This is a genomic window from Streptomyces sp. URMC 127, from assembly GCF_051386535.1.
Taxonomy (GTDB): domain Bacteria; phylum Actinomycetota; class Actinomycetes; order Streptomycetales; family Streptomycetaceae; genus Streptomyces.
Genome location: NZ_JBPQTW010000057.1, coordinates 24238 through 33871, shown reverse-complemented (window position 1 = coordinate 33871; position 9634 = coordinate 24238). Strand labels below are relative to the sequence as shown.

7 protein-coding genes and 1 pseudogene are annotated in these 9634 nt (G+C 73.1%); 7 read left to right on the top strand and 1 reads right to left on the bottom strand.

The features are described 5' to 3' along the window. The 5 genes from ACSNOH_RS15075 to ACSNOH_RS15055 form a co-directional block, all read left to right on the top strand. On the top strand, positions 1-981 hold a 981-nt coding region (locus ACSNOH_RS15075; protein ID WP_436721829.1), incomplete at its 5' end, for a DUF6777 domain-containing protein. A 36-nt stretch (positions 982-1017) separates the two neighbouring features. Further along, positions 1018-1803 (top strand): DUF998 domain-containing protein, encoded by a 786-nt coding sequence (locus ACSNOH_RS15070; RefSeq protein WP_436721828.1) that lies wholly within the window; start codon positions 1018-1020, stop codon positions 1801-1803. Positions 1804-2076: 273 nt separating this feature from the next. Further along, entirely contained in the window at positions 2077-3459 is a 1383-nt protein-coding gene (locus tag ACSNOH_RS15065) for a family 2B encapsulin nanocompartment shell protein (RefSeq protein WP_436721827.1), read from the top strand. Beyond that, positions 3446-4828 carry a SufS family cysteine desulfurase gene (locus tag ACSNOH_RS15060; protein ID WP_436721826.1) on the top strand — a complete coding sequence of 461 codons (1383 nt, stop codon included), beginning with the start codon at positions 3446-3448 and terminating at the stop codon, positions 4826-4828. The genes ACSNOH_RS15065 and ACSNOH_RS15060 overlap by 14 nt, the downstream gene beginning before the upstream one ends. 210 nt (positions 4829-5038) lie before the next feature. Beyond that, on the top strand, positions 5039-6112 hold the full coding sequence (locus tag ACSNOH_RS15055) for a hypothetical protein (RefSeq protein WP_436721825.1): 1074 nt from the start codon (positions 5039-5041) through the stop codon (positions 6110-6112). A 58-nt stretch (positions 6113-6170) separates the two neighbouring features. On the opposite strand, the gene ACSNOH_RS15050 is transcribed toward ACSNOH_RS15055, so the two are convergent. Continuing rightward, complete coding sequence (locus ACSNOH_RS15050; protein WP_436721824.1) at positions 6171-7118, bottom strand: MBL fold metallo-hydrolase; 948 nt, start codon at positions 7116-7118, stop codon at positions 6171-6173. 484 nt (positions 7119-7602) lie between these two features. Here ACSNOH_RS15050 and ACSNOH_RS15045 point away from each other — a divergent pair, with 484 nt between their 5' ends. Beyond that, positions 7603-8079, top strand: coding sequence for a DUF4158 domain-containing protein (locus ACSNOH_RS15045; protein ID WP_436721823.1), 477 nt, complete (start codon positions 7603-7605; stop codon positions 8077-8079). A gap of 1012 nt (positions 8080-9091) precedes the next feature. Then, a pseudogene (locus ACSNOH_RS15040) lies at positions 9092-9625 on the top strand (Tn3 family transposase); the annotation flags it as partial. Positions 9626-9634 lie beyond the last annotated feature (9 nt).

Below are 9634 nucleotides of genomic sequence, written 5' to 3'. Positions count from 1 at the left end.
CCTCCCGCGGGAGAGCCCGCCCGCCCCTGGTGGCGCTCGGCCCCCCGGGTGGCCCTCCTCGCGGGCGTCCTGGTCGCCGCGGCGGCGCTCCTGGTCTACTTCCTCCGCCCGGAAGGCGGCGGGGAGGTCTTCCTGCAGGCCGCGTCGGCCCACGGCAACGACCCCTTCACGCCGTCCACGGCCAAGGACACCGGAACCAAGGAGACGACCGCCGCCCCCGCCTCCCCCGCCGAGGGCGGCACCCGTACCTACCAGGGCTCGACCCCGGGCCTCTACGGCGGCACCCAGAACGCGGCGAGCTGCGACGTCGAGCGCCAGATCCGCTACCTGAACGACGATCAGGCCAAGGCGCGCGCCTTCGCGGGCGCGGCGGGCATCCAGCAGGGCGAGATCGCACGCTACCTGCGGGGCCTGACGCCCCTGCAGCTGCGCTCCGACACGCGGGTCACCAACCACGGCTACAAGGACGGCGCGGCCACCGCCTACCAGTCCGTCCTGCAGGCCGGCACGGCCGTCCTGGTCGACAACCGGGGCATGCCGCGCGTGCGCTGCGCCTGCGGCAACCCCCTCGGCCCGCCCGTCGCGGCCCAGGGCACCCCGAAGACCAAGGGACAGGCCTGGGGCGGGTACAAGTCGTCGAACGTGGTCGCCGTCACGGAGGCCACCACCGTCATCTACGTCATCGTGGTGTACGACCCCGTGACCGGCCGGTGGTTCGAGCGGCCGGTCGGCACCGACGGCGGCAGCGACCGCCCCGTCCCGCCGCCCAGCGGCGCCATGCCGTCCGGACCGGCCTCGCAGAGTTCGCAGGAGCCGGGCAGCGGTGAGCCGTCGAAGCCCTCCTCGTCCGCCCCGCCGCCGCCCTCCACGGCACCGCCGTCCCCGCAGAAGCCTCAGAAACCGCAGAAGCCGGCGACCGAGCCCGGGCCCGCGTACGGGCCGCAGAACCGGGGGCTCGCCCGACCTGGAGGGGCGGCATGACCGGGGCCGCCCCCCGGCGGCCCTGAGACGGCCCCGATGCGGGACGCGCCCACCGGGCCCCCGCCGGGGCGAGCGGCCCCCGGCCGGGCGACCGCGACCGCCCCCCGGGACCGCGGGATCCCGGGCGGAGCCCGCCGGACCGCGTGGCTCCTGGCCGTCGCGGCGGTGGCGTACAACGCCTGGCTGCTGGAGTTCCTGCTGCCCACGGGCCTGGACCCCCGGCACTCCTACGTCAGCGAGCTCTACGCCGCCGACCAGCCCTTCCACGCGCTCTTCGGCACCGTCGAGATCGTCACCGCCCTGCTCGTCGCCGCGGGCGCAGCCCCCCTCACCGGGCGCCCGGAAAGCGGGCTCGCGCCCGAGGCCGGGCGCTGGGCCGTCGCCGGGCAGTGGGCGCTCGTCGCCTTCGCCGCGTCGTCCGTCGCGGACGTCGTCGTCCCGATGCGATGCGCACCGTCGGTCAACCCCGCCTGCGAGGCGGTCAACCCGTGGCACACGGCCACCAGCGCCCTGGCGCATGCCGCGCTGTTCGCCTCCATGGCCCTCATGGTGGCCGCCGCGGCGCGCGGCACCCGCTGGCCGCTGATCCGCCGCTGGGGGCCGTGGGTCCTGGGGGCCGCGCTCGGCACGTCCGTGTGCACGGTCGGCGCGCTGATCGGGCGGCCTGGCTGGCACGGCGTCCCGCAGCGGGCGCACCTGCTGCTCGTCGGGGCGTGGCTGGCCCTGCTCGCGGTCTCGCTGGGCAGCCGCCGCATCGGGGGAAGCCGTCGTATCGGGGGAAGCCGTCGTATCCGGGGGAGGGGCCGCCACCGGGCCGGGTGAGCCGGTGGCGCGGCGAAGCCCTGACGATCGGATCTGGTCGATTGTGCGCGACCGAGACCGACTCCGTATGCCGCCGACCGTCAACAGCCCTCCATGGACGGCGCGAAGATCGCACTGCTCAGCACCCTTGTGATCAGACTCTGTTCACTTCTGTACGAAACTGACGCCACGTCAACACCAGGTTGTTTAAGGCCATGACGTATTGCTGCAGTCTTGTGAACGCAATGTTGCCGACAAGACGATCACCCTCGTTACCCACACGAGGAGGTCCTCATGAACGACCGGCTGAGTCTCAGCCCGGACGCGGCACGGCAGCTCGCGACCACCACCAAGACCACCCCGCAGATGCGCGGCATCACGCCCCGCTACCTGCTGCGGGCCCTGCCGTGGGTGGACGTCGAGTCCGGCGTCTACCGCGTCAACCGCCGGCGGACCTTCGTGCTCGGTGACGACCGGATCACCACCTTCAAGAGCGACGACGCCCACCACGTCGTCCCCGAGGACCTCCGCGAGATCCCCTTCCTGCGCGAGGCCGACGAGGAACTCCTGCGCGAACTCGCGGGCTCCTTCACCGAAGTCACCTTCGACGCCGGCCAGACGCTCCTGCAGGAGGGCGAGGCCGCGGACAAGCTTTGGATCCTCGTCCAGGGCCGCGCCGAGAAGCGGACGACCGGCCGCTACGGCGAGGACGCCCTCCTCGACATCGTCGCCGACGGCCAGTTCTTCGACCTCGACGCCTGGGCCTGCGGCACGCCCTCGGCCATCCGCGTCAAGGCGCTGACCCCCGGCACCGCCCTGTGCGCGGACCGCGACCACCTGACCCGGCTGGCCGGCCGCGACGAGGCACTGCGCACCGCCCTCGCGGCCTTCACCTCCGGTGAACGGCCCGCCCCCGGCGCCGAGGTGCCCGTCGACCTCAGCGCCGGCCACACCGGCGAGCCGGACCTGCCGGGCACCTACGTCGACTACGAGGACACCCCGCGCGAGTACCACATGACGCTCGCCCAGACCGTCCTGCGCGTCCACTCCCGCGTCGCCGACCTCTACAACGAGCCCATCGACCAGACCCGCGCCCAGGCCGGCCTGACCGTCCAGGCGCTGCGCGAGCGCCAGGAGCGCTCGATCCTCCACCACCCCGAGTTCGGCCTGTTCAACAACGTCGCCCCCGGCCAGCGCGTCCAGACCCGGACCGGCGCCCCGACCCCCGACGACCTGGACGAGCTGCTCAGCAAGGTCTGGAAGCAGCCCTCCTACTTCCTCGCCCACCCGCGCGCCATCGCCGCCTTCGGCCGCGAGTGCACCCGCCGCGGCGTGCCCCCGGTCATCGAGAACCGCTACGGCAGCCCCCTGCTGACCTGGCGCGGCGTCCCGCTGCTGCCCTCCGACAAGGTGCGCCTGACCGGCCCGAACGGCGCCGCCACCACCGAGATCCTGCTGATGCGCGTCGGCGAGGCCGAGCAGGGCGTCGTGGGCCTGCGGCCCGCCAAGGTGCCCGACGAGGTCGAGCCGGGCCTGTCCATGCGCAACATGGGCATGGACCAGAAGGGCATCACCCAGTACCTGATGACGGCGTACTTCAACGCCGCGGTGCTGGTCGAGGACGCCCTCGCCGTGCTCCAGAACGTCGAGGTGTCCAAGTACCATGACTACTCCTGACATGCCGTGGGGCGCGTACGCCCCGGGCATGGCGGGGCTGACGGGCACACAGCCGTCCGCAGCGGCGGTGCCCGGAGCGCCGGCGCCCGAGGTCCCGGCCCCGCCGCAGCAGCCGAGCGCCGGCAGCGCCGCCACCCGCAGCGGGGAGTTCACCCCCGAAGCCGCCCGGCGGGACGTCCCCGTCCTCCAGCGGCCCGTGAACGGCCGCCCCCTCGTCTGGCTCGACAACGGCGCCACCACCCAGAAGCCCCGCCAGGTCATCGAGACCCTGGCCGCCTACTACGCCACCGCCAACTCCAACATCCACCGCGGCGCGCACACCATGGCCCGCGAAGCCACCGAGATGTACGAGGGCGGACGGGCCGCGGTCGCCCGGTTCCTCGGCGCCCCGTCACCCGACGGCGTCGTCTTCACCCGCGGCACCACCGAGGCCGTCAACCTCGTCGCGCAGAGCTGGGGACGCGCCAACCTCGGCCCCGGCGACGAGATCCTCGTCTCCACCCTGGAACACCACTCCAACATCGTCCCCTGGCAGCTGATCGCCAGGGAACGGCGGGCCCGGGTCGTCCCGATCCCCCTCCTGCCCGACGGCAGCATCGACCAGGACGCCTACGCCGATTTGCTCTCCTTCCGCACGCAGCTCGTCGCCGTCAGCCACGCCTCCAACGTGCTGGGCACCGTGCCGCCGGTGAAGGAGATGACGGCACTCGCCCACCGCTACGGCGCCAAGGTGCTCGTGGACGGCGCCCAGGCCGTCGCCCACTTCCCCGTGGACGTCCAGGACCTCGACAGCGACTTCTACGTCTTCTCCGGGCACAAGCTGTACGGCCCCACCGGCATCGGGGCCCTGTACGCCAAACCGGAGATCCTCGCCGGCATGCCGCCGTGGCAGGGCGGCGGCAACATGATCGACCAGGTGGAGTTCGACCGCGTCACCTTCGCGCCCGTGCCGCACCGCTTCGAAGCCGGCACCGGGCACATCTCCGGCGTCGCTGGGCTCAGAGCCGCCATCGACTGGCTGACCTCGTTCGGCCGCGAGGCGGTCGCCGCGTACGAGACCGCCCTGCTCGGCCACGCCCGGCAGGCCCTCGCCGCGGTCCCCGGCCTCACCGTCCTCGGCGACGCCCCCGGAAAGATCGCGGTCCTGACCTTCACCCTCGCGGGCCACGACCCGGTGACGGTGGCCCGGTGGCTCGACCAGGAGGGCATCGCCGTCCGCGCCGGCCACCACTGCGCCCAGCCCTCGCTGCGCCACTACGGGCTCGACGCCGCGACCCGCGCCTCCCTGGCCCTGTACAACACGGCCGAGGAGGTGGACCGGCTGGCCGCCTCCCTGACGCGGCTTCAGACGCAGGCCGCGGCCGTCTGAGCACCGCGTGCCCCGGCGCCCTGCCGCGCCGGGGCACGCCGCCGTCCCGGTCTTCCGGCCTCCCGGGGCTCCCACCGGAACGCGTGCGCGGCACACCTACGAGATTCCGCGGTATTTCCGGTGACACAGGGAACCATCAGCTACGGAAGACAATCTCGTACGTCGGAGACGCACGAGCGTGCGTACGGACCCGGAAGCAGGGGGCGGTACATGTCACGAAGAGTCGCGCAGCGGCGGTTGCCGGCGGTGCGGGGCGTCATGGGATCGGTGGCCGCCGTCGCGGCCGGCCTGATCCTCGTCGCGGGGACGGCCGGAACGGCGGCGGCCGTACCGGCCGGCGACGGCACGCGGCCCGCCGTGGACTGCGGCAGCGGCCAGGAGACGAAACAGCCGTCCGCCGCCGCGGCCGCCGCGGCCCGCGCGGCCACGGCCGAGCCGCCGGCCGCCGCGACCGGCACCGCCGCGGAGAAGATCTCCTACAGCCTGCCCTCCCAGCTGCCCATCGGCATGTGGTCGCCCTCCGGCATCACGCTCCGCACGCCCGTCACCAAGGGCACCGTCCGGCTCGACGTCCGCAGCCGCGGCTTCTCGACCGACTCCCTCACCGTCCAGCGCTACGTGCCGAAGACCCACAAGTGGACGGACCTCAAGACCCGCTCCACCGGCTCCGGCACCCACGGCGTCTTCACCTTCCCCGTCACGGCCTCCGCGAGCGCGGCCCACCCGCACAGCGTGGCCCTGCGGATTCAGGACCTCGACCGGCCGGGCACCCTCACCGTCACCGCCTCCGTCGACGACGGCAAGGGCCGCACCTACCGCGCCCCCGCCCGCACCGCCACGGCCACCCGGCCCGACGTCTCGGTCAGCGGCCGGACCGGCGGCGAACGGCTGAACCGCGGCGGCGCGCCCAGCGCGCCCTTCACCCTCACGGTGAAGAACACCACCGACCGGCCCTACCCCGCCCTGTACGCCACCTACTTCGCCTACGGCGCCGGCAAGAGCCACGCCCTGGCCCCCAAGGACCTCGTCCTGCAGCAGTACCGGCCCGGCCACGGCTGGGAGCGCGTCCCGCTCGTCGCCGGCGGCTGCGACCCCGGCATGAGCGCCGCGCTGCTGCCCACCGCCAAGGGACCGCTCGCGCCCGGCGCGACCGCCTCCTACCGGCTGCGGATCGCCGTCGCCGCCACGGCCCCCCGCGACGTGTCGCGGGCGGACGCCGGAGTGACCGTCGGCAACGGCGACCTGTCCTTCTTCCACCAGGAACTGCCGTTCGCGATCCGCTAGGCACGCCCTCGCACACCACGGGCCGGCCCCTTCGGGCCGGCCCGTCGGCGTACCCGGATCAGGACGGGCCGGGGTCCCCGTCCTCCGTACGGTCGAACGCCGCCCAGCGGGCCAGAGCGAACTTGCTACCGTCCCGGCGCACTTCGGCGGCGCCGTGGCCCGGGAAGTGCGCCGGGAAGACCAGGGCCCCGGTGTCGGCGGCCTCCTCCAGGATCCGCCGCCGCGAGCGCGTCGCCTGCGCCTGGTCCTCGCTCAGGCACGTGTCGCAGTCCGGCTCGGCTATCTGCAGCGGGCTGTGCACCAGGTCGCCGATGAACAGGGCGCGGTCCGTGCCCGACTCCAGCCGCACGACGGCCGAGCCCGGCGTGTGCCCCGGCGCGGCCTCCAGGACCAGGCCCGCGTCGATGCGGTACGTCTCGCCCTCCCACAGCACCATCTGCCCCGCCCGGCGCACAGGGAGGACACTGTCCTCGAACACCGTGCCGACGCCCTCGGCCAGGGACAGGTCCCCCAGGACACCGCGCGGCGTGTGCGGACCGGCCGGGTCCCAGTAGTCGAAGTCCGCCTTCGCGACCAGGTACGTGGCGTTCGGGAACGTCGGCACCCAGTCGCCGTCCCGCAGCCGGGTGTTCCACCCGATGTGGTCCGAGTGCAGGTGGGTGTTGACGACGACGTCCACGTCCTCCGGACGAACCCCGGCGGCGGCCAGCCGCTCCAGGTAGCCGGTCCTCAAGTGCGACCAGTCCGGCATGTGCGGCCGGTCCTTGTCGTTGCCCAGCCCCGTGTCCACGAGCACGGTACGGCCCTCGCTGCGCAGCACCCACGTCTGGACGTTGCACACCAGCTGGTCGGTGGCCGGCCGCCAGAAGTCCGGCGCGAGCCACGACTCGTTCTCCTTCCACATCCGCGGGGTGCTGGAGGGAAAGATCGCGGGAGTGGGGGAGACCGGCGCGTGCCATTCCACGACGCGGGTGATGTCCACTCCGCCTAAGGTGATCGTCTGCATGCCAATGACGCTATGCATCCCAGGCGGAACCGCCAAGATGCAGATACCTCCGACGGTCGGCCCGGGCGTACGGGCGCCCTGACCCGTGCCGGGTAGGCACATCGTCTTCCGCCGCGGCGGTGATCAGCCACGGATGAGGTGTCCGGCGGTGCCGTCCGGCCCGGGGTGGGCCCGGCACCGCCGGATTGGGCCGTGGTGGCTGATCGCCGTGGCGGCGGGTTCAAGGATGCGGGCGTCCTTGGCCTGCGCGGGCCGGGCCGGCGCATATCTCCCGCCGCCGCGATGATCAGCCACCGGCGGCCTGTCCGGCGGTGCCGTCCGGGCCTGGGGCGGGCCCGGCACCGCCGGATTCGGCCCTGGGGATGAATCGAACCGTGGTTGGCGCTGAGATTGATCACGGCCGTCTGGCACAGCTCAGGGATGCGGCGTCAGGTTTCCCTGGAAGCCCGGTGGGTTTGGATGACAGGTGGCTACCGTCCGCCGGGTGCCGGTGGAATTTCTGACTGATGAGCAAGCGGCGGCGTACGGACGGTTCGTCGAGGAGCCGACGCGGCCGGAGCTGGAGCGGTTCTTCTTCCTGGACGACGTGGACCGGGACCTGATCGCGTTGCGCCGCACGACGGCGCACCAGCTGGGGTTCGCGGTGCAGATGTGCACCGTCCGGTACGTCGGCAGGTTCCTGGTGGACGATTCACTGGACGTGCCCTGGTCGGTCATCGAGCACCTGGCCGCGCAGTTGCAGATCGAGGACGCGTCGGTGGTGAAGCGGTACACCGAGCGGGCGAAGACGGCCTACGAGCACGCATGGGAGATCCGGGACGCCTACGGCTACCACCCGTTCGAGGACGCCGAGTGGGGACGGAAGTTCCGCGCGTTCCTGCACGGGCGGGCGTGGACGGGCGCCGAGGGGCCGGTGCCGTGGGGTGGCTGCGCCGCCACCGGGTGCTGCTGCCGGGCGTGAGCGTGCTGGCCAAGCAGGTCGCATCGGTGCGCCAGGTGGCGGAGAAGCGGCTGTGCGCGACGGTGGCGGGCGCCGCCCGGCGGGCGGACGCGTCGTTCTGGGCCGGGTGAAGCTGGACAAGGTGCCGCCGAACCGGTTGGCGACGCCGACGCGGGTCGGCCTGGGGTCGAAGGCGCCGATCCTGGAGCGCACGCCGGAACCGAAGCGCGCTGATCAGCGCCGCCCGTCGTGCGACGGACCGGGACTGGCTCGCGGTCCGGCCGCGCATGGCGAAGGCATCGCGGATGCTCGATGCGGTGTTCCGGCTGTGGAGCGAGCAGCTGGATCTGATCACCGAGAGCGGCACCGACCTGGACGCGGGCGCGATGTGGCGGGCACTGGAGACGGAGATCGGCTCGCGCGAGGAGGTGGTGGCAGCCTCGGCGCTGCTGGGGGAACTGATCGGGCCCGCGGACGAGGAGGCCGAGGCGGAGATGCGGCGCCTGCTGGCCACCCGCTACAACACGGTCCGCCCCTTCCTGTCCCTGCTCGGGGAGTCGCCCGCGCTGGGAGCGGCCTCCGGCGGCAAGCGAATTCTGGAGGCGGTGAAGCGGCTCCCGGCGCTGGCGAGGCGGAAGGTGAAGGTCAAGCCGCTGCTGCCGCGTGAGATCGATGCAAAGGTGGTGCCGGCGGCGTGGAAGAAGGCGGTGTACTCCAATCCGGAGTTGCCCGAGGGGGCGGTGGACCGTGACGCGTACGTGGTGTGCGTGCTGGAGCAGTTGTTCCGCGCGCTGAACCGGCGCGACGTGTTCGCCTCGCCGTCGAACCGGTGGGCGGACCCGCGGGCGCGGCTGCTGGACGGCAAGCAGTGGGAGGCCGTGTCCGAGGATGCTGCACGGCCTCAGCCTGGACGAGCCGGTCGGGAAACACCTGGCCGGGCGGGGCGGGCCCTGGACACGGCCTGGCAGCTGATGGCGGAGCGCCTGGAGGAGGCCGGGCAGGACGCGAAGCTCAGCTTCGAGGTCCAGCCCAACGGCCGGACGACCTGCTGCGGATGTTCGGCCGCGAGGGACGTCCCACCCCGCTGGGCACCGCGTTCGCCGAGTACGGGCAGATCGCCAATACCATGCACCTGCTACGGGTGGTCGACCCGGTTGATGACACCTACCGCCGGCAGATGAACCGGCAGCTCACCGTGCAGGAGTCCCGCCACAAGCTCGCCCGGGACATCTGCCATGGCAAGCGCGGGCAGATCATGCAGGCGTACAAGACGGGCCAGGAGGACCAGCCCGGCGCGCTCGGCCTGGTCCTCAATGCCGCCGTGCTGTGGACGACCAGATATCTGGACGCCTCCGTCGAGCAGTTGCGGGCCCTGCCCGCCGAGGAGTGCGAGCACGACGTCCTGGACGAGGACGTCGCCCGCGTCTCCCCGCTCCAGCACGCCAACCTCAACGTGCTCGGCCGCTACAGCTTCCGCGCCTCCACCCCGGTCGACGGCGGCCTGCGCCCGCTGCGCGACCCGGGGGCCGGCGGTCTCAACGAGGACGACGACGGCGTCGACGACTGATCCACGTTC